This window comes from Amycolatopsis camponoti (genome assembly GCF_902497555.1).
GTDB classification, from domain to species: Bacteria; Actinomycetota; Actinomycetes; order Mycobacteriales; family Pseudonocardiaceae; genus Amycolatopsis; species Amycolatopsis camponoti.
Genome location: NZ_CABVGP010000003.1, coordinates 839,511 through 857,506, shown reverse-complemented (window position 1 = coordinate 857,506; position 17,996 = coordinate 839,511). Strand labels below are relative to the sequence as shown.

17 protein-coding genes are annotated in these 17,996 nt (G+C 70.5%); 2 read left to right on the top strand and 15 right to left on the bottom strand.

The genetic code is table 11. The annotated features are described in order from the left end of the window. Positions 1 to 337: 337 nt before the first annotated feature. The 11 genes from AA23TX_RS40515 to AA23TX_RS40465 all read right to left on the bottom strand — a co-directional run bounded on the left by AA23TX_RS40515 (position 338) and on the right by AA23TX_RS40465 (position 8,295). A complete protein-coding gene (locus AA23TX_RS40515; RefSeq protein WP_155548247.1) occupies positions 338 to 1,126 on the bottom strand; it encodes an ESX secretion-associated protein EspG in 789 nt (262 codons plus the stop codon). 93 nt (positions 1,127 to 1,219) lie between these two features. Then, positions 1,220 to 2,581: a hypothetical protein gene (locus tag AA23TX_RS40510; RefSeq protein ID WP_155548246.1), complete on the bottom strand. Its 1,362-nt coding sequence runs from the start codon at positions 2,579 to 2,581 to the stop codon at positions 1,220 to 1,222. 1 nt (position 2,582) lies between these two features. After that, the gene (locus tag AA23TX_RS40505; RefSeq protein ID WP_155548245.1) at positions 2,583 to 3,185 is read right to left on the bottom strand and encodes a DUF3558 domain-containing protein; all 603 of its coding nucleotides are present in this window, start codon (positions 3,183 to 3,185) and stop codon (positions 2,583 to 2,585) included. Beyond that, complete coding sequence (locus AA23TX_RS40500) at positions 3,182 to 3,538, bottom strand: hypothetical protein (RefSeq protein WP_155548244.1); 357 nt, start codon at positions 3,536 to 3,538, stop codon at positions 3,182 to 3,184. Before AA23TX_RS40500 ends, AA23TX_RS40505 begins: the two co-directional genes overlap by 4 nt. A gap of 142 nt (positions 3,539 to 3,680) precedes the next feature. Then, positions 3,681 to 4,142: a 50S ribosomal protein L9 gene (gene rplI, locus AA23TX_RS40495; protein ID WP_155548243.1), complete on the bottom strand. Its 462-nt coding sequence runs from the start codon at positions 4,140 to 4,142 to the stop codon at positions 3,681 to 3,683. Between the two features lie 14 nt (positions 4,143 to 4,156). Further along, positions 4,157 to 4,405 carry a 30S ribosomal protein S18 gene (gene rpsR / locus AA23TX_RS40490; protein WP_003098744.1) on the bottom strand — a complete coding sequence of 83 codons (249 nt, stop codon included), beginning with the start codon at positions 4,403 to 4,405 and terminating at the stop codon, positions 4,157 to 4,159. A gap of 41 nt (positions 4,406 to 4,446) precedes the next feature. Continuing rightward, a complete protein-coding gene (locus AA23TX_RS40485) occupies positions 4,447 to 4,968 on the bottom strand; it encodes a single-stranded DNA-binding protein (protein ID WP_155548242.1) in 522 nt (173 codons plus the stop codon). Between the two features lie 17 nt (positions 4,969 to 4,985). Further along, positions 4,986 to 5,312: a 30S ribosomal protein S6 gene (rpsF, locus tag AA23TX_RS40480; protein ID WP_196425808.1), complete on the bottom strand. Its 327-nt coding sequence runs from the start codon at positions 5,310 to 5,312 to the stop codon at positions 4,986 to 4,988. Positions 5,313 to 5,425: 113 nt separating this feature from the next. Continuing rightward, on the bottom strand, positions 5,426 to 6,313 hold the full coding sequence (locus tag AA23TX_RS40475) for a hypothetical protein (RefSeq protein WP_155548240.1): 888 nt from the start codon (positions 6,311 to 6,313) through the stop codon (positions 5,426 to 5,428). 67 nt (positions 6,314 to 6,380) lie between these two features. After that, entirely contained in the window at positions 6,381 to 7,286 is a 906-nt protein-coding gene (locus AA23TX_RS40470; protein ID WP_196425807.1) for a hypothetical protein, read from the bottom strand. Positions 7,287 to 7,407: 121 nt separating this feature from the next. Next, entirely contained in the window at positions 7,408 to 8,295 is an 888-nt protein-coding gene (locus tag AA23TX_RS40465) for a hypothetical protein (RefSeq protein WP_439328802.1), read from the bottom strand. Between the two features lie 114 nt (positions 8,296 to 8,409). Between AA23TX_RS40465 and AA23TX_RS40460 the strand changes: the two genes are divergently transcribed. Then, complete coding sequence (locus AA23TX_RS40460; protein WP_196425806.1) at positions 8,410 to 9,183, top strand: deoxyribonuclease IV; 774 nt, start codon at positions 8,410 to 8,412, stop codon at positions 9,181 to 9,183. A gap of 10 nt (positions 9,184 to 9,193) precedes the next feature. On the opposite strand, the gene AA23TX_RS40455 is transcribed toward AA23TX_RS40460, so the two are convergent. Both AA23TX_RS40455 and AA23TX_RS40450 read right to left on the bottom strand, forming a co-directional pair. Further along, positions 9,194 to 10,744, bottom strand: a complete 1,551-nt coding sequence (locus AA23TX_RS40455) for a glycosyltransferase family 87 protein (RefSeq protein WP_155548237.1) — start codon at positions 10,742 to 10,744, stop codon at positions 9,194 to 9,196. A 49-nt stretch (positions 10,745 to 10,793) separates the two neighbouring features. After that, positions 10,794 to 11,852 carry an ROK family transcriptional regulator gene (locus AA23TX_RS40450; protein ID WP_155548236.1) on the bottom strand — a complete coding sequence of 353 codons (1,059 nt, stop codon included), beginning with the start codon at positions 11,850 to 11,852 and terminating at the stop codon, positions 10,794 to 10,796. A gap of 56 nt (positions 11,853 to 11,908) precedes the next feature. Between AA23TX_RS40450 and AA23TX_RS40445 the strand changes: the two genes are divergently transcribed. Next, positions 11,909 to 12,952 carry a Gfo/Idh/MocA family oxidoreductase gene (locus AA23TX_RS40445; protein ID WP_155548235.1) on the top strand — a complete coding sequence of 348 codons (1,044 nt, stop codon included), beginning with the start codon at positions 11,909 to 11,911 and terminating at the stop codon, positions 12,950 to 12,952. Positions 12,953 to 12,994: 42 nt separating this feature from the next. Here AA23TX_RS40445 and AA23TX_RS40440 read toward each other — a convergent pair whose 3' ends face one another. Then, positions 12,995 to 15,349, bottom strand: a complete 2,355-nt coding sequence (locus AA23TX_RS40440) for a transglycosylase domain-containing protein (RefSeq protein ID WP_230863031.1) — start codon at positions 15,347 to 15,349, stop codon at positions 12,995 to 12,997. Between the two features lie 81 nt (positions 15,350 to 15,430). Next, a complete protein-coding gene (locus tag AA23TX_RS40435; protein WP_155548234.1) occupies positions 15,431 to 17,707 on the bottom strand; it encodes a transglycosylase domain-containing protein in 2,277 nt (758 codons plus the stop codon). Positions 17,708 to 17,996 lie beyond the last annotated feature (289 nt).

Here is a 17,996-nt window from a genome sequence, read left to right as displayed (position 1 = left end):
ACAGGCCCGAGCGGGCACGCTAGATCCCCCGTTAGGCCGAAGGCAATTCCGGATGGGGACCCTTCTGTGGACAACCTGTGGATGAATGGGGGTAACCAGTCACAGGTGCCGCGAGAGCTGTGGACAAGGTGGGGACAAGCGTGATCGGCTTCGACGAATCCCCAGGTCAACTGCTGTGAACAAGATGTGGAGAACTTCCCGGAAACTCGTCCGGCGTGTCGCGCGAAGTCCGTTGTTCGGCGTGTCGTGGACCAGCCGGAGACCATTGACCGGCGCGACCTGTGGATGAATATCACGGAGGGTAGAGCCGTCACCTGGTGGGCTGAACGGCCGGCACTCAGGCCGCGGTGAGCCGGCCCTGTGCGCTGCGTAACCGCTCAGCGAGAACGCGCTGGTCGGCCGGGGTGAAGGCGATCCGGTTCTCCCCACGTCCCGGCACCTCTTCGGTCAGCCACCGGCCTTCCGACGTATCGATGTAGTTCACCGGGCGTTCGATGCGGTGCCAGGCCCCGCTGCGACTGCGGGTCGCGACGTAGAGGCTGCCGCTCCCCATTCGGCGTAGCGAGAGGATCCGCCGGAGCTCGTCGACCTCCTGCGCGCCCTCGGCCGGACGGTCGCTGCGGAGCACCGCGTACCCGCCTTCGTCGCCGCGAGCGGTGCCCTCGATCTGGCTCTTCGGCACGGCGAGCGGTGTCCCGCGTCCGGGTGCCAGCTTCGGGATCTGGCCGAGGAAACCGTCGAGCAGCTCGTGCGGCTGAGTCGACTCCAGCACGACGACGTCGAGTTCCTCGTGCTTGGCCAGCACGAACGCCTCGCCGCCGGCGCTGCCCGCGAGCAGCCGGTAGCTGACCGGCTTGCCCTGGAACCCGCCGTCGATCCAGCCGTAGTACTCCAGCTGCGGCCGGGCGATGGCTTCGACCGTCGCGACGAACCCGGGGTGCATGCCGCGCGGGCCGAACAGCCCGGCCTTGGTGAGCTCGGCGTTGACCCGCTCGTCCTCGGCGCGCTGGGCCTCGTCGCTGTACCAGGTCGGCGTCTCGGCCAGCACGGTGTGCGGCTCGCCGCCCCGGCGCCGGATCAGGTTGACCAGGGTGCCGGTCGTGATGGTGACCTGCCTGTCCAGCACCGCTCTTCCCCCAGTGAAGATCGAAATCGGCTCGGTGGTCCCGGGAAAGCCGGGCGCGCCCATCTTGGCACGCACCCGGCGGTCTCGCGTGCGCTACTCGCCGATGACCGGCGGTGCGGTGAGCTCGTCGCTCCCGAAGATCTCGTTCGGGTCGTCGCCGAGCAGGTACTTCGACGTGCGTTCTTCGTCGCCGCCGCCCTGGCCCTTGGCGCCGTGGCCCATGCCGCCCATGCCACCCATGCCGGTGGAACCGGCGCGCCCGGCCCCCGCGCCGCCCGCGCCCATCGCGCCGCCGCCGGCACCCATGCCGCCCCGGCCCGCGCCCGTCCCGCCGGCGCCGCCCGGCAGGGACGCACCGGACGAGCCACCGGGCCCGAAGCCGGCGCTGCCGCCCGGGCCGAAGCCCGCCGTCGGGTCGCCGATGCCGCCCGAGCCGCCGGGGCCGAACCCGCCGCCACCCCCGCCACCGGAGAAGCTCGGCGTGCTGCCCGGGCCGAAGCTCGGCACACCCGGCAGGTCGGACGGCGAGAAGCCGGACGCGCTGGTGCCGTCGTTGAAGTTCGGCGGGGTGTAGCTGCCCGCGCCCGGGATCTTCGACGGGTCATAACTACCGCTCGGCACCTTCGACGGATCGAAGCCCGGCACCTTGGACGGGTCGAAGCTCCCGCCGGGCACCTTCGACGGGTCGAAGCTGCCGCCCGGGGTGTTCGGCGGCTGGGCGTTGAACGACGGGACGCCGCCCGGCCCCGGCATGTTCACGCCGCCGGGTCCAACGCCCGGGGCACCCCCGCGCTCACCTTCCCCGTTCCCGTTGCCCTCGCCCTTTCCGTTGCCCGGCTTCTTCTTGCCGTCGTCGATGTTGACGTTCTCCTGCTGCCCCTTGAGCGCGGAGTACGTCGGCATCTTCTGGCCGTTGTCGTTGCTCGCCTTGTAGTAGGTGTTGAAGGCGTCGACGTTGGCCTGGCCCTTGGCGTTGTAGTCGCGGATCGCCCGGTCGGTGTCGGTCGTCCACGGCGTCACCGCGTTGAGCAGGTTGTTCTTCGGCGGGTCCTTCGGGACCTCCTGCACCTGCGCGTGCACCGTGGTGAACGCGGTGTTCTGCTCGCCGAGGTACTTGTCGGAGTCGGTCAGCTTCGTGCCCGAGTCCTCCATCCACACCCGCAGCGGGTGCGCGCCCGCGTTCTGCGCCGCGTCCGAGCCGCCGCCGGTCCAGGCGGCGTCCATCTCCTTGGCCAGTGCGTCGATGGTGCTGAGCCGGTCCGCGTAGGCGCCCTTCAGCCGGCCGGCCGCCGACTGCCCGTTCTGGATCGAGCCGGTGCCGGGGCCGGTGGTGATCTGGTGCCAGATGTCGTAGCAGTCGATCTTGCGATCGCCCTGCTGCGAAGCGTGGTCGTCGGAGTGCGTGGTCGCCATGTTGTACGCGGCGAACCCGCCGAGCAGCACCAGTTCCAGCATCTCAGCCCACCTTCAAGGTCTGGATCATCGCCTCGCCGAACTTCTGCGCCACCGAGCACGGGTCGGAGGCGCCGGCCCCGTTGTCGTACTGGACCAGGACGTTGACCGCCAGCTCGTCGGTGACGCCGACGAACAGGCCGCACTTGCCCTTCTTGCGGTCGTCCAGCGCGGCGGCGTACACGACCGGGTACCCGCCGGCCTGCGTCTCTTCGAAGTAGGCGTCGTTCGCCTTGGTGTCGTAGACGTCCTGGAGCCCGTTCTTGTTCGCCGTCACCGTGGTCACGTCGATCTGGTTGCCCGGGTCGGCGGCTTCCTGGAACGTGCAGCTCGGGCCGTTCGCGGTGCTGCGCGGGGAGCCGTCGCCGAGGCCCAGCGCCGAGCGTCCGTCGGCGTTGATCGTGGCGCAGGCGTCCGACGTGATGTTCGCGGTCTTCAGCGGCTCCGGCACCCGCGGCGCGGAGTCGGCCGCGGACCGGGACGTCTCGCTGCCGCCGGACGCCGCGGTCGGCTCCGGGTTGGCGGTGCCCCGCGTCTTGCCGGAGCAGCCCGCGACGGCGAGCACGGCGAAGACCAGGGCCGGGACGGCGAGAAGTCGTCGGTTCACGTGGCCTGGTTCCCCGTCTTCGAGAGGTCGGCCTGGGTGTCCGACTCCTTGGTGGTGATCTTCTGCTTCGCGGCGGTCAGTGCGTCGATGTAGTTCTTGACGTACTCCTGCATCTTGGAGTTCTGCTCGAGGAACGCCTTGCCGGACGGGTTCGCGAGCTTCTCCCAGTCGCCGCTGGCGAACTCCTTGCCGGGCGCCTTGACGTTCGCCATCAGGTTGGCGTCGTCGTAGTCGCGCTTGAGGTCGGCTTGGAGGTCCTGCCACTTCTTGATGACGGCGTCGATCTTGTCGGCGTCGAACGTGAAGCCGCCACCGCCACCGGCCGGCGCGGACATGTTGACCTCGTTACCCATCCGGTTCCATCCCCTTCGCGTCCCCGCCCATTCTCCTACGACGGCGCCGTCGTGTCCGGGGTTCCCCCGAAACGCGTGAAGGCGGGCCGCCCCGACCAGGGAGCGACCCGCCTTCCACGACGTACTGCGTTACTGCGCCGGACTACGCCTGCGAGGCCTTGACCTCGAGCCGCACCTCGACCTTCACGTCCGGGTGAAGCCGGGCGCCGACCGAGTGCTTGCCCACGGTCTTGATGTGGTCGCGCAGCTCGATGACGCGCTTGTCGAGCAGCGGGCCACCGGCCGCCTTGATCGCGTCGACGATCTCGCCGGCGGTGATCGAACCGAAGAGCTTCTTCGAGCCCTCGGCCGCCTTGCCGTTGAGCTGGATGGCGCCGAGGCCCTCCAGCGTCGCCTTGATCTCCTTGGCGTGGTCGAGGTCGCGGATGCGACGGCTCTCCTGCGCCCGCTGGATGGTGCGCACGTTCTTCTCGGCACCCTTGGAGGCCGCGATCGCGTAGCCCCGCGGGAGCAGGTAGTTGCGCGCGTAGCCGTCCTTGACCTCGACGATGTCGCCGGGGCCGCCGAGGTTGGCCACGTCCGTGGTGAGGATGATCTTCGCCATTTCAGTGCCCTCCCTTAGCGCGCGGTCGAGGTGTAGGGCAGCAGCGCCATCTCGCGGGAGTTCTTGACCGCGATGGCGATGTCACGCTGGTGCTGGCTGCAGTTGCCGGTGACGCGACGGGCACGGATCTTGCCGCGGTCGGAGATGTACTTCCGCAGCAGGTTGGTGTCCTTGTAGTCGATCAGTTCCGGACGGCCCTTTTTCTCGGCCTTGCAGAACACGCAGACCTTCTTCTTGGGCTTGCGAATGGGTGGCTTGGCCACTGTCTACTCCTGGAAATTCAAATCTGTGGATGTGTACGAGATCAGAAGGGAGGCTCGTCGGAGAAGCCGCCGCCGCCACCGCTGCTGGCGGCCGGGGCGGAGCCCCACGGGTCGTCGGCCGGCATTCCGCCGCCACCGCCGCCGCCGCGGTTTCCACCGCCACCGCCGCCGCCGAAGTCACCACCGCCGCCGCCACCGCGGCTGACCTTGTTGACCTTGGCCGTGGCGTAGCGCAGCGAGGGGCCGATTTCGTCGACCTCGAGCTCGACGACGGTGCGCTTCTCGCCTTCCTTCGTCTCGAACGACCGCTGCTTCAGGCGGCCCTGCACGACGACGCGAGCGCCGCGGGTCAGGGACTCGGCGACGTTCTCCGCCGCCTGGCGCCAGATGTTGCAGCGCAGGAACAGCGCCTCGCCGTCCTTCCACTCGCCCGACTGCTTGTCGAGCGTGCGGGGCGTGGACGCGACGGTGAAGTTCGCGACCGCCGCACCGGACGGGGTGAAGCGCAGCTCCGGGTCGGACGTCAGGTTGCCGATCACCGTGATGACGGTGTCTCCAGCCATCGGGAATACCCTTCGGCTCAGGCCTTGACGGCGGCGGGCTTGGCCGCGGCGCGCTTGATCTCGCGACGCATGACCTTGGTGCGGAGCACGGTCTCCTGCAGCGACAGCTGGCGGTCCAGCTCCTTCACCGCGTCCGAAGACGAGTTCAGGTCGAGGAGGGCGTAGATCCCCTCGGCGTGCTTCTTGATCTCGTACGAAAGCCGGCGCCGGCCCCAGACGTCGACCTTCTCGACGCTTCCGCCCGAAGTGCGGATCACGTTGAGGAAGGTGTCCAGCGTCGGAGCGACAGTGCGCTCGTCGAGCGTGGGGTCCAGGATGACCATTACCTCGTAATGGCGTGACACAACCACTCACCTCCTATGGGCTCGCGGCCACGGACTGTCCGTGACAGGAGGGTTTGTCCAGGTAAGGCTACCTGGGGGTGCCTTCGGGACCGGACGGCGGGGTGCCGTCCGGGTCAGCTCGCGCGGCGCAGGACCCAGGTGCGGACGAGCCCGGCCGTGACGCCGGCGAGCACGATCACCGCGAGCAGCATCGGCAGCTGGACGTCGTTCGCCGAGCCGGGCGAGGCCACCGACTGGGCGTTGCCCGCGTCGCGGATGTCGGCACCCTGGCCGCTCTGGGCACCCGTGTCACCCTGCGGCGCGGAGGCGTCGCCGGGGAGCGTGCCGTTCGCCGGGTAGCGCACCCCCGGGGCGACGGCCGTGCCGGCGGTCGCGGTGGGGATGCCGCCGTAGTCACGCATCGGCGCGCTGCCGCCCGTGCCGCCGGCGGTGCCCGGGTTCAGGTTCGAGAGGTTGCCGGAGGCGCCGCCGGGGGTGCCGCCCTGAGGGGTACCGGTGCCGCCCGCGCCCGGCTGACCCGGCGTGCTCGGGGCGACGTAGTTGCCGGCGAGCAGCGTGAGGTTGCAGCCCTTCGCGACCGTGCTCTCGACGCTGTTCAAGGTCTTGTTCCAGTCGAGCCCGAGACCCCAGGTGCCGGAGTTGGAGAGCGCGGTGCGGACCGCTTTGCCGATCGCGGCGCCGGTCACCTCGCCGCCCGCGGCGTTCGGCACCTGGCCCACCGGGATCGCGTGGTTCTTGGCGATGGAGTCGCCGGCCCAGCTGCCGACCGCGAGGGTGCCTGCGTTGTTCGCGCCGTTGGTGACGAGGGTCTTGACCGAAGCCCCATCGATCGCCACCTGGTCGCCCATCTGGCCGGTGACCGTGCCGGTGCAGCTGGCGCTCACGATCTGCTGGCTCGCCGAGGCACTGCCCGCGGAAAGGAACGCGCTACCGGTGACGAAGGCGGCCAGGGCGGTCACGGTCAAGAACTTCCGCACGAGCACTGTCCTCCGTGGGGTCATCGAGGCGTCGTTGTCCTGAACACCAGGGTCAACGAAGAAGATACGTGAAAGATACTCGGCAGTCGGGTCAATTCGCAGCGGCCATTCGGCGGAGCACCCAGGTCCGCACAAGACCCGCGCTGACTCCGGAGAGTGCCAGCACCGCGATCAGCAGCGGCAGGTTCGACCCGTCCGTGAAGCCGTCGGACCCGGACGGCAGCGCTTCGGCGCGGCCCGCCGTCTGGATGCCGGAGTTGCCGGCCGCCGCGTTCTGGTCGGGCCCGGTGAGGCCGTACTGCGGCGCGTAACCCGGGATCTGGCTGCCGTACCGGATGGCGGGCGACGGCGTGAACAGCCCGGCCGTCGCGAACGGGATGCCGCTGTAGTCCCGCATCGGCGCGTAGCCCGTGCCGATGCTGAACGGGAAGCCGCCGAACACCGGGCTGCTCGAGAAGCCGGGCAGCAGCGGGCTGTTCGCGTCGGGGATCGGCGTGGTGCCCTGCGGGGTACCGCCCTGCGGTGCGCCGCCGGTGCCGCCCTGAGCCGGAGGCTGCTGCGGGTTGCCGCCAGTGCCCGGCTGCGGCGATCCCTGCTTGCTCCCGCCGTTGATCGTGTTGAGGCCGCCGGTCGCGGCCGAGTTCAGGCCGTCGGCGCCCTGGTTGACCGCGCTCGCCAGCGGCGCGCCGACCACCGGGACCGGCGACACCACGGTGTTGACGACGTTGACCGTGACCTTGCAGACCGTGTTGAGCAGGCCGCCGACCACGCTCGTGAGCACGGTGGTCGCCTGGCCGACGATGCCCAGGTCGATGGCGGGGAGGCCGAGGATCGAACCCTGGATGTGGTCTCCCGGCTTCGCCGTGACGGTGCTGCCGCACGGGACCGTCTTCGTCTCGGCCGCGGAGGCGGTGCCGGGCATGCCGAGCACAGCCGAACCAGCGAGGACGAACGCCGTCGCGCCGACCGCCGTTGCCCTCCGTGTCCGATCCTGCATGCTCGCCGCCCCTTGCCTCGTCGCCTCTTCCCAGGACAACGACGTTAAGGCAGCGCGGTGACGCCCGCTCGTTCAGAAATGTCCGGCATTCGAGTGGAAGCCGGCGTCACCGTCGGTGAAATCAGGCCGGATTGCGGCGGATCCAGGCCCGGACGAGGGCCGCGGCCACGATCGCCAGCGCCAGCACCGCGAGCAGCATCGGCAGCTTCGCCGGCGGCGTGACGCCCGGCAGCGCCTCGGCCGTGCCGGACTTCTGCTCGTCGACCGTCGGGACCTGCTGACCGGGGATGATCTGCGCGATCACCGGCGCCTGGATCAGGCTGCCGGGCAGCAGCGAGGCGTTGCTGAAGATGCCCGAAATCGCGTCGCCCGGCAGGCCGGCGCCACCGGGACCGGTGGTCACCGGGCCGGTGCTGTCGCCGGGCGGGGTCTGCCCCGGCGGCGGCGTCTGACCGGGCGGGGCCGGCGGCGCGGGCGGCGCCGGGGCCGGCGGGAGCGGCAGCGGGGGCAGTTCGCTCGCCACGCCCTGAGTCACGCCGCCGACGGTGTTCACGACGCTCTGCGCGGTCGGGCAGACGGCCTTCGCCGCCGCGTCGCCGACCAACGGCACGTCGCCGATGCCGAGCGCCCGCACGGTGTCGCCCACCGGGAGGGTGAGCAGGGGTGCCGAGCCGTTCGTGTTCCTGGCGCTGGAGTCGAGTCCGACGGTCAGCCGGTCCGGGGCGTTCAGCGGGGCGCCGGCATCCAGCAGGAGGCCGGTCTTCGCGTCGCGGGCCTGGCCGTTCTGCAGCGTGGCCGAGCAGTCGCCGCCGAGGGTCGGGCTGGGATCGGCGCTCGCCACTCCAGGCATCGCCAAAGCGGCCGATGCGGCGAAGGTGAGGGTTATTCCGGTCAGGCCGGCGCACCACGCCCGCCCAACGCGGGGTGGCCGCGAAGTCATGCGCGGGCCGACGGCGGAATAATCTTCATTGAACCCCAGTGCGGTGATCCGGGCGAGCTGCTTCCCCATCGATGCCCTCCGGCAGTCGGACCAATCTGGATCACGGAACGCGCTCACGGTACTCCACGAGCGTCACCAACCGGTCCCACAGGGGAAAGAAGCACCCGGAGTAGCGTGCTCGGCATGCTGATTGGCGCCCATGTCCGTGACGACGACCCGTTGACCGCGGTCGCCGAGCGCAAAGCCGACGTCGTCCAGTTCTTCCTCTCGGACCCGCAGGGCTGGAAGGCCCCGAAGCCGCACCCGCACGGCGAGGCCATCGCGGCCGACCCCGTCGAGGTGTTCATCCACTCGCCCTACCTCATCAACGTGGCTTCGCTGAACAACCGGATCCGGATCCCGTCCCGCAAGAACGTCACGCAGCACGCCGACGGCGCGGCGGCGGTCGGTGCGAAGGGCCTGATCGTGCATGGCGGGCACGTCGGCGCGAACGACGACGTCGAGGCCGGCCTCGACAACTGGCGCAAGCTCTTCGAGCGCGAGCAGGAGAAGGGCGGCTTCAAGGTCCCGATCCTGATCGAGAACACCGCCGGCGGCGAGAACGCGATCACCCGCGACCTCGACGTCATCGCCCGGCTGTGGGACAAGGTCGGCGAGTTCGGCGCCGGGTTCTGCCTGGACACCTGCCACGCCTACGCCGCAGGCTGGGACCTGGCGACCGCCGTCGGACGAGTCAAGGCCATCACCGGCCGGATCGACCTGGTGCACCTCAACAACTCCCGCGACGAGTTCGGCTCGACCCGCGACCGGCACGCCAGCGTCGTCGAGGGCGAAGGCACGATCGACCCCGAGGTGCTGGTCGCCGTCGCCCGCGAGGCCGGCGCGCCGGTCATCGTCGAGACCCCGCCCGACGGCCAGGCGGCCGACATCGCCTACCTGCGCGAACAGCTGGGCTAGGTCTTACGGGCTAGGCAGCCACGGCTTTCCGGCGGCGCCGGACGGCGTTCGGGACGATCACGTCCCGGGCGCCGTCGAGGAAGCCGCCGGCCGGGTCGTCGTCGCCGCCGGCCCGGACCAGGTCGGTGCCCGGGTGGTAGATCTCGCGCACCACCAGCACGCACAGCGCGGCGACGGCGAGGTCGCGGACCACGACCGTGCCGAGGAACCAGCCTTCGGGCAGGCCCTTGTGGTCGACGCCGAGGTAGTAGAACATCCGCGGCACCCAGACCAGCGCGTCGATCAGCATCCAGCCGAGCAGCAGCCGCCAGCGCGGGATCGCCAGCACCGCCAGCGGCACCAGCCACAGCGAGTACTGCGGGCTCCACACCTTGTTCGTCAGCAGGAACGCGGCCACGACGAGGAACGCGAGCTGGCCGACGCGCGGCCGTCGCGGCGCCGCGAGCGCGATGTAGGCGATGCCCGCGCAGCAGGCCAGGAACAGCACGGCCACGGTGAGGTTCAGGTACGCCGGGTTCTGGTTCTTCTGCAGCACGCCGTCGAACCCGGTCCAGCCGGTGGCGTAGGAGACGACGTTGTAGAGCGAGTCCGGGTCCATCGGCCGCAGCGTGCTCATCCGGAAGAACTCCCACCAGCCGCGGGTCGCGGTGAGGATGAACGGCGCGTTCACCGCCAGCCACGTCACGACGGTGGCGGCCGCGGTCTTCCAGAACGGCGTCAGCTTCCCCGCGCGCAGGCACAGCACGAACAGCACGCCGAGCAGGAACAGCGGGTAGAGCTTCGCCGTCGCGCCCAGGCCGAGCAGGAGCCCGGCGAGCAGGGGACGCTTGCGCCCCCAGGCCAGCAGGCCGGTCGCGGTGAACGCGGTCGCGATCGCGTCGAAGTTGGTGAACGCGTGCACGAGCACCAGCGGCGAGGCGGCCACCAGCACCACGTCCCACGGACGGCGTTTCATCGTCCGGCCGGTCGCCCAGACGGTGACCAGCCAGGCCATCCCCAGGAACAATGCCGTCAAGTCGAAGTAGACCGCGACGGGCAGCGCGCCGGGCAGCCAGCCGCTCTCGGCGACGTTCAGCCAACCCGCCGCGAGCTTCGCGTTCGCCCACTGGAAGAGGCCGGTGAACACCGGGTACTCCATGTACCGGGTGTCGTTCTCCGCCGTCTGCGAGCTCTCCTTCCACGACGTGTAGTACGGGAAGGTGCTCGGGCGGTCGAGCCGCTCGGAGCTGTACAGCGGCACGATGTCGGAGTAGCACATCGCGACGAACGGGCGGCCCGCGCGCCAGTCGAGCTGGGTGGCGCCGCTGGAGTCCTGGTACTGCTGGATGCAGGAGCCCTTGCCGAACCAGCAGAGCATCAGCGCGAGCGTGGCCAGCAGCAGGCCGACGCGCTGCGGCGACCAGAACCAGTGCCTGCCCACCGCCGCGTGCTCGCCGAGCGGGCCGCCGATGGGTCTGGTGACCGCGGCCGCGAGCGGCTCGGTCCAGCTCGGGATGACCCGGTCGGCCGGGCTCAGCGTCACGGGGCCGGGGTCCGGCTCGCGCGTGGTCTCCTCTGGCACGAGTGCGGATGTTAGCGGTCGGCGGCCGCCACCGAGGTGAAGGCGGTGATCATGCCGGATTCGCGTAGTACGAGGCCAGGACCTCCGCGGCGGCTCCGCGGGCGATGATCTCCTCGCCGAGGGCGTCCTCGACGATCTCGATCCGCTGCCAGTGCGGCAGCGGCAGCAGCTCCTCGAGCCGCTCCGAAACGGCGTCACGGTACGTGCCCGGTTCGTCCCGCACAGCGCGTCCGGCCAGCACGATCCGCTCCAGGTCGAGCACCTGCACGAGATCAGCGAGGCCGATCCCGAGGAATCCCGCGGCGGTCCGCGTGTCCGCAGCCTGCTTCGCCATGATCTCGACGCAGCCGCGCCGCCCGCAGGCGCAGACGGGCCCGTCGTAGGCGATCGTGGTGTGCCCGAACTCACCCGCGTTGGTCCGCGGGCCGCGGTAGAGCCGTCCGTCGATCAGCAGGCCGACGCCGATGCCGGTGCCGACGAGCACCACCGCGGTCGCCGTCGGCTCGCCGTGCGGCCAGAGCTGGGCGAACGCGGCGGAGTTGGTGTTCTTGTCGAGCGTCACGGGCAGGCCGGTGCGCTTCTCGAGCAGGTCGCGCAGGGGGACGTCGTGCCAGCCCGGCATGTTCGTCGCGTCCCGGACCAGGCCGGCGAGGTGGTCCAGCGGGCCGACCGCGCCGAGGCCGAGGCCGAGCACGTCGAAGCCGTCGGCGAGCTCGAGCGCGGTCGTGCCGATGGCCTCGACGGCCTGCTCGGGGGTGAAGCCCGTCGGGAGCGGGCCGCCGGCCGTCTCCTCGACCTCGCCGATGAGGTTGGTGCGCAGCACGCGGTATTCGTCGCGGTCGAGGCGCGCGCCGAGCGCGTGGCGGGCGCCGGCGCGGATGGTCAGCTGCGTTCGGGGCTTGCCGACCCCCGTGGACGGCTGGCGCTGCTCGTCCAGCAGGCCGGCGTCGAGGAGTTCGGGCACGATCTTGGAGACGGCCTGCTGGGTGAGCCCGGTGCGTTCGGCGAGCTCGACGCGGCTGAGGCCGCCGGCGCGCAGGATGTGCGTGAGCAGCAGGGCGCGGTTGTGTTCGCGCACGTTGCGCAGGTTCACCCCGGTGTCCGCCATGGTCCGGATCTTCCCATGTCTGGCCAATTACGCAACAGTGTTGTTTAATGGCGGGCATGAGTGACTTGCGCGTGGGCATCCTCGGGTACGGCATCGGCGGGCGCGTGTTCCACGCACCGCTGGTGGCGGCGACGCCCGGGCTCACCCCCGCGGTCATCACGACGTCGGGCAACGCCGTCCAGGCGCGCACCGACCACCCCGGCGCGGAGGTCGTGCCGGACGCCGACGCGCTGTTCGAGCGGGCCGGCGACCTCGACCTCGTCGTGGTCAGCACGCCCAACCGCACGCACGTGCCGCTCGCGCTGCGGGCGATCGAGGCCGGCCTGCCGGTGGTCGTCGACAAGCCGTTCGCGCCGACCGCGCTGGAGGCCGAGCAGGTCGTCGCCGCGGCGAAGGCGGCGGGCGTCGGCCTGACGGTCTTCCAGAACCGCCGCCTCGACTCCGACTTCCTCACCGTCCGGAAGGTCCTCGATTCCGGGAAGCTCGGCGAGGTGTTCCGCTTCGAGTCCCGCTACGACCGCTGGGTGCCCAAGCCCAAGGACAACTGGCGCGAGTTCGGCGACCCGGCCGAGGCCGGCGGCCTGCTCTACGACCTGGGCGCGCACATCGTCGACCAGGCGCTGCAGCTGTTCGGCCCGGTCACGCAGGTCTACGCGGAGACCGACCGCCGCCGCGCCGGCGTCCAGGTCGACGACGACGTGTTCGTCGCGTTGAAGCACGCCAACGGCGTCCGCTCGCACCTGTGGGCGTCGGCGCTCGCGGGCACGCTGAACCCGCGCTTCCGCGTGCTCGGCGACCAGGCGACGTTCACCAAGTACGGCCTCGACGTGCAGGAACCCCAGATCAAGTCGGGCATGCGCCCGGGCGACGGCGGCTGGGGTGTGGAGCCGGCGTCGGACGCGGGCAAGATCGGCATCGGCACCGACGTCAAGACGGTGCCCACCGAAACCGGCCGCTACGAGCAGTTCTACGCCGAGGTGCGGGACGCACTGCGCGGCGAAGGCGATTTCCCGGTCGACCCGGAGTCGTCGGTCGAAGCCCTGCGCGTGATCGAGGCGGCCCACCGCTCGGGCGTCGAAGGCACGGTCATCAAGCTCTGACCCCCAGTCTGGCCGTGACGCCGGTGTCCCCCAGCGCCGACGTCACGGCCTCCTTCGGCCCCGCTGCTGGTCCTGCAGCTCCTGCAACCGCTGCTGGAACTGGCGGAACTGGTCGAGCTGATCGGCCTGCTGCCGGTTCCCGTTCCCGGGCTGCCGCTGGTCGCGCCGGTCCTGCTGGTCCTGGTCCGGTTGCTGCGGCTGCTGGACCTGCACCTGGACCCGGTCCTGCGGCGAGCTGATCGCCGCCACGCGGTCGAAGCGCTCGCCCGGCCGTCCCGACAGGTACAGCTGCATGAACCGGTCCCAGATCGGGCCGGCCAGCGTCGAGCCGAAGATCGGTGCGCCGTTCGGGCCGTGCAACGCCTTGTCGCCGTCGCTCCCGACCCAGACCGCCGCGGACACCGAGGGCGTGTAGCCCACCATCCACGTCTGCGAGTTCGCGTTCGCCGCCGACGCGGGTTCGTCGTTCTGCGGGGTGTGTTGCTGCGTACCGGTTTTCCCGGCGCACTCGTGGCCGGCCGGGCAGCTCAGCTTCGAGAACTGGATCACCGGGGCCAATGCGGCCGTCACGTTCCCCGCGATCTGGGCGCTCTTCTGGGGGTCGTTGTCGGCGAAGGCGTCGGCCGAGCGGTCTTTGGCCTCGTACGCGGTTTCGCCGTTCGCGTTGGTCACCTTCTGCACGAAGTGCCGGTCGCGCTGGACGCCGTTCGCCGCGAACGTCGCGTAGCCCGACGCCATGTCCGCCGCGGTCACCTGGGTGCCACCGCCGCCGATGGAGATGTTGTTGTCGCCGGTGAACAGCTTGCTGCGGCCGCCGTTGTCGGACGTCCGGATCCCCGCCTCCTGCGCGGCTTCCGCCACCCCGGACGGCTTCGTGACGTTCAGGACCATGTCGTAGAACACCGTGTTCGTGGACCGCTGCATCGCCTCCGCGACCGTGCACTGCTGTGAGCAGCTGCTGCTGTCGCCGGCGTTGCGGATCGGCAGGTCGACGCCCGGGAACGTCCGCGGCGAGGTGCCGTCGAACCGCGCGTCGAGGCCGCGGCCGAGCTTGAGGAACGCCGCGAGGTCGAACGGCTTCATCGACGAACCCGGGTTGTGCGGCTCGTCGGCCCAGTCGCGGCCGGCCTGGTCCTCGCCGTTCGGGCCCTTCACGATCGCGTCGCCGCCGTAGTAGGCGAGCACGCCGCCGCTCTTCGGCTCGACGGCCACGAGGGCGTTGAGGATCCGGTCGTCGGTCTGATCGGCCATGCCCTCGGCCACGGCTTTCTCGGCCGACTGCTGAGCCACCGGGTCGATGGTCGTGAAGACCTGGAAGCCGCCCGAGTAGTACTGCTTCTCGTCGATGCCCTGGGCGGCCAGCTCGGCCTTGACCTGCTTCTTGATGAACGGGTTCAGCGCGCCGGCTTCGCGGCTCTCCCGCAGCGGGATCGGCGCCGGGAACTTCGCCGCGGCGCGCTGGGCCGGCGTCAGGTAGCCGTTCTTCAGCATCCGGTCGAGCGCGGTGTTCCACCGGCTCGTCGCGACGGCGGTGTTCTCCGAGCGTCCGGGTTGCTGGATCAGCCCGGCCAGCAGCGCGGACTGCGAGTAGTCGAGCTGCCCGACGTCCTTGCCGAAGTAGGCCTGCGCGGCGGCCTGGATCCCGTACGCGCCACGGCCGAAGTAGATGATGTTGAGGTAGGCGGTGATGATGTCCGCCTTCTCGTAGGTCTGGTTCATCTTGAACGACTTCGCGAGCTCGACCCACTTGCGCGCCAGGGTCGGGTCGTCGTCGCCGGAGGAGTTCTTGATGTACTGCTGGGAAATCGTCGACCCGCCCCCGGACCCGCCGGTGACCTGGTTGTACGCCGCCCGCAGGGTGCCGCCGACGTCGAAGCCCGAGTTGGTTTCGAACGACGCGTCCTCGGTCGCGATCACGGCCTTCTTCACGACGTCCGGGATCTGGTTCGGCGCCAGGATCTGCCGGTTGCCGCCGGCCGGCACGTCCTTGCCCATCTCGGTGCCGTCGCGGTAGAGGTAGGTCACGGCCTGGCCCTGCGCCTGCGCGACCGTCTCCGGCGAGGGGACGTCGACGGACAGGTACGTGATCAGGAACGCGACCGCGGGGACGGCGAAGGACAGCCCGGCGACGACGTACGCGATCCGCCGGACCCGCCGCCAGCGCCGTTTCCGCAGGTCCCCGTCGGTGAGCGGACGCGGCCGGCGCGGCGGCTGCCCGGGGCGGGGCCGCAGGATCGGCACGGTCGGCGGATCGACGTCCTGCTCGGTCCCGTTGTGCGCGTGGTGGGTGATCAGCTCCGGCTCGGCACCCAGCAGCCCGGCGCGGGGCACCGGTCGCCGGGTGCGACGACGACGTGGGTCGGGCCGCCGGCCGGGTGACGTGCGGTCGTTGTTCACGGGCCGTCCTCCACGGTGGGCTGCGGACGCAGTCCTCTCGAAGGCACACGGACCGCGGCCCACCGTGGTTCAGTCCCGGGGCTAGTTCCCCGGCTCGTCCGTCTTCGTCGGCGTATCGGTCTTCGTCGGCGTCTTCGTGTGCTTCGGCGTGGTCGTCGGGCTCGACGACGGGTTGCCGTGGTTGCCGCCCTGGTCGCCGTCGTTGCCGTTGCCGTTGCCGTTGCCGTTGTTGTCGCCGTCGCCCTGGTTCTCGTCCGTCGGGGTCGCGTCGGTGGTCGTGGCGACGTCGGACGACGGCGGCGGGGGCACCTCGCCGCCGATGCGGTCGACCTTGTCGAACTTCTCGCCCGGCTTGCCGGTCAGGTACAGCGAGAGGAACTTCTGCCACATCGGGCCGGCGATGGTCGAGCCGTAGATCGGCGAGTTGTTCTTGCCGTGCAGCGGCTTGTTGCCGTCGCCGCCGACCCACGCCGCCACCGACACCGACGGCGTGTACCCGACCATCCACGTCTGCGAGTTCGCGTTCGCCGCCCACGCCGGTTCGCCCGCGACCTTCGTGTGCTGCTGCGTCCCGGTCTTGCCGGCGCACTCGTGGCCGTTCGGGCACTTCAGCTTCGAGAAGTCGATGACCGGCTTCAGCGCCTCGGTGACGTTCCCGGCGATCTGGCGGCTCTTGTCGGCGTCGCTGTCGAACGCCGACTTCGCGTCGGTCGACGCTTCGTAGGCGACCTCGCTCTGCCCGTTGGTCACCTTCTGCACGAAGTGCCGGGCCCGTTGCTGGCCGTTGGCCGCGAACGTCGCGTACGCCGAGGCCATGTCCAGCGGCGTGATCTGGGTTTCGCCACCGCCGAGGGAGATGTTGTTGTCCTTGGTCGAGATGATCGACTGGCCGCCGTCGTCGTTCTTGGTCTTCACGCCGGCTTCCCGCGCCGCGTCCTTGACCGGGCCCTGCTTCGTCTGGTTGAGGACCATGTCGTAGAACACGGTGTTCGCCGACCGCATCATCGCTTCCGAGACCGTGCACTGCTGCGAGCAGCTGCTGCCCGGGCCTGCGTTGCGCACGACGCGGCCGTCGAAGGTGCGGTTGTTGGAGCCGTCGAACTTCGCGTCGAGGCCCTTGCCCATCTTGAGGAACGCCGTGAGGTCGAACGGCTTCATCGACGAGCCCGGGTTCTGCGGCGTGTCCGCCCAGTCGCGCCCGGCCTGGTCCTGCCCGTTGACCTGCACGATCGGCTTGCCGCCGTAGTAGGCGAGCACCCCGCCGGTCTTCGGGTCGACGGCGACGAGCGCGTTGAGCAGGTTGTCGTCGACCTGGTTCTTCATCGCGTCCGTGGCGGCCTGTTCCGCGGCCTGCTGCGCCTTCGGGTCGATCGTCGTCTGCACCACGAAACCGCCGGAGTAGTAGCGGTCCTCGGGGATGTCGTGCGCGGCCAGCTCGTCCTTCACCTGCTGGACGACGAACGCGGGCGGCGCGCCGGCCTGCTGCTTGCTGTCCTCGAGCGGGATCGGCGTCGGGAACTGCGCCGCCGCGCGGTCGGCCGCGGAGATGTAGTTGTTCTTCACCATCCGGTCCAGCGCGGTGTTCCAGCGGTCCTGGGCGACCTTGGGGTTCTCCGACCGGCCCGGCTGCTGGATCAACCCCGCCAGCAACGCGGCCTCCGAGAAGCTGAGGTCCTTGGCTTCCTTGTGGAAGAAGGCCTGCGACGCCGCGCCGACCCCGTACGCCCCGCGCCCGAAGTAGATGATGTTCAGGTACGCGGTGATGATGTCCTTCTTCTCGTACGTCTGGTTCATCTTGAAGGACTTGGCCAGCTCGGTCCACTTGCGCGTCAGCGTGGGCGCGTCGTTGTCGGTGGCCTTCTTGATGTATTGCTGCGAGATCGTCGAACCGCCGCCGGTGCCGCCGGTGGCCTGGTTGTAGACCGCGCGCAGCAGGCCGCCGACGTCGAAGCCCGAGTTGGTCTCGAAGGAGTCGTCCTCGGTCGCGATCGCCGCGTGCTTCATGACGTCCGGGATCTGCTCCGGGGTCAGCAGCACCCGGTTGCCGCCGCGCGGGACGTCCTTGCCCATCGGCGAGCCGTCGGCGAAGAGGTAGGTCACCGCCTGGCTCTGGTTCTGCGCGACCTCGGTCGGCGACGGCACGTCGACCAGGAAGTACGTGATGACGAACGCGATCGCGGGCAGCACGAGGAACACGCCGACGAACCCGTAGCCGACCCGCCGGATGATCTTCCAGCGCCGCTTCTTGCGCTGCTCCGGCGTGAGGACCGGCTTGCCGTCTTCGTCGAGGACGTCGTCGTCGTGGCCGTCCGGCTCCTCGTACGCGTGGTGCGTCATCAGCTCGGGGCCACCGCTCATCGGCGGCGGCTCGGGCCGGTACCCGCGCGGCGGCGTCTGCGGCGGGCGGCCGGGCGGCGGGGGCACGGGCCGGCGCGGGCCCTGGCCTGGGCCCTGACCTTGGCCGTACGGATCCTGAGGTGCGCGACGGCGCGGATCGGGACCCTGGCCGGGCCAGGAGCGGGATCGATCGTCGGGCACGGGTCAGTCCTCCAGTTGTCCGTGGGGCTCACCGCCCCTCTTGGAAGGGACGCGCGTGACGCATCGGGGTTGCCGAAACGATCTTCCTGAAACGCTTCAGGGCCCTCCG

Bases quoted from the DNA above. Each gene is read 5' to 3' on its own strand.
- AA23TX_RS40485 (WP_155548242.1), bottom strand. From the start codon at position 4,968: ATGGCTGGAGACACCGTCATCACGGTGATCGGCAACCTGACGTCCGAC.
- rplI (WP_155548243.1), bottom strand. From the start codon at position 4,142: ATGGCGAAGATCATCCTCACCACGGACGTGGCCAACCTCGGCGGCCCC.
- AA23TX_RS40475 (WP_155548240.1), bottom strand. From the start codon at position 6,313: ATGACCCCACGGAGGACAGTGCTCGTGCGGAAGTTCTTGACCGTGACC.
- AA23TX_RS40470 (WP_196425807.1), bottom strand. From the start codon at position 7,286: ATGCAGGATCGGACACGGAGGGCAACGGCGGTCGGCGCGACGGCGTTC.
- AA23TX_RS40450 (WP_155548236.1), bottom strand. From the start codon at position 11,852: ATGGCGGACACCGGGGTGAACCTGCGCAACGTGCGCGAACACAACCGC.
- AA23TX_RS40510 (WP_155548246.1), bottom strand. From the start codon at position 2,581: ATGCTGGAACTGGTGCTGCTCGGCGGGTTCGCCGCGTACAACATGGCG.
- AA23TX_RS40465 (WP_439328802.1), bottom strand. From the start codon at position 8,295: ATGGGGAAGCAGCTCGCCCGGATCACCGCACTGGGGTTCAATGAAGAT.
- AA23TX_RS40445 (WP_155548235.1), top strand. From the start codon at position 11,909: ATGAGTGACTTGCGCGTGGGCATCCTCGGGTACGGCATCGGCGGGCGC.
- AA23TX_RS40435 (WP_155548234.1), bottom strand. From the start codon at position 17,707: ATGAGCGGTGGCCCCGAGCTGATGACGCACCACGCGTACGAGGAGCCG.
- AA23TX_RS40500 (WP_155548244.1), bottom strand. From the start codon at position 3,538: ATGGGTAACGAGGTCAACATGTCCGCGCCGGCCGGTGGCGGTGGCGGC.
- AA23TX_RS40460 (WP_196425806.1), top strand. From the start codon at position 8,410: ATGCTGATTGGCGCCCATGTCCGTGACGACGACCCGTTGACCGCGGTC.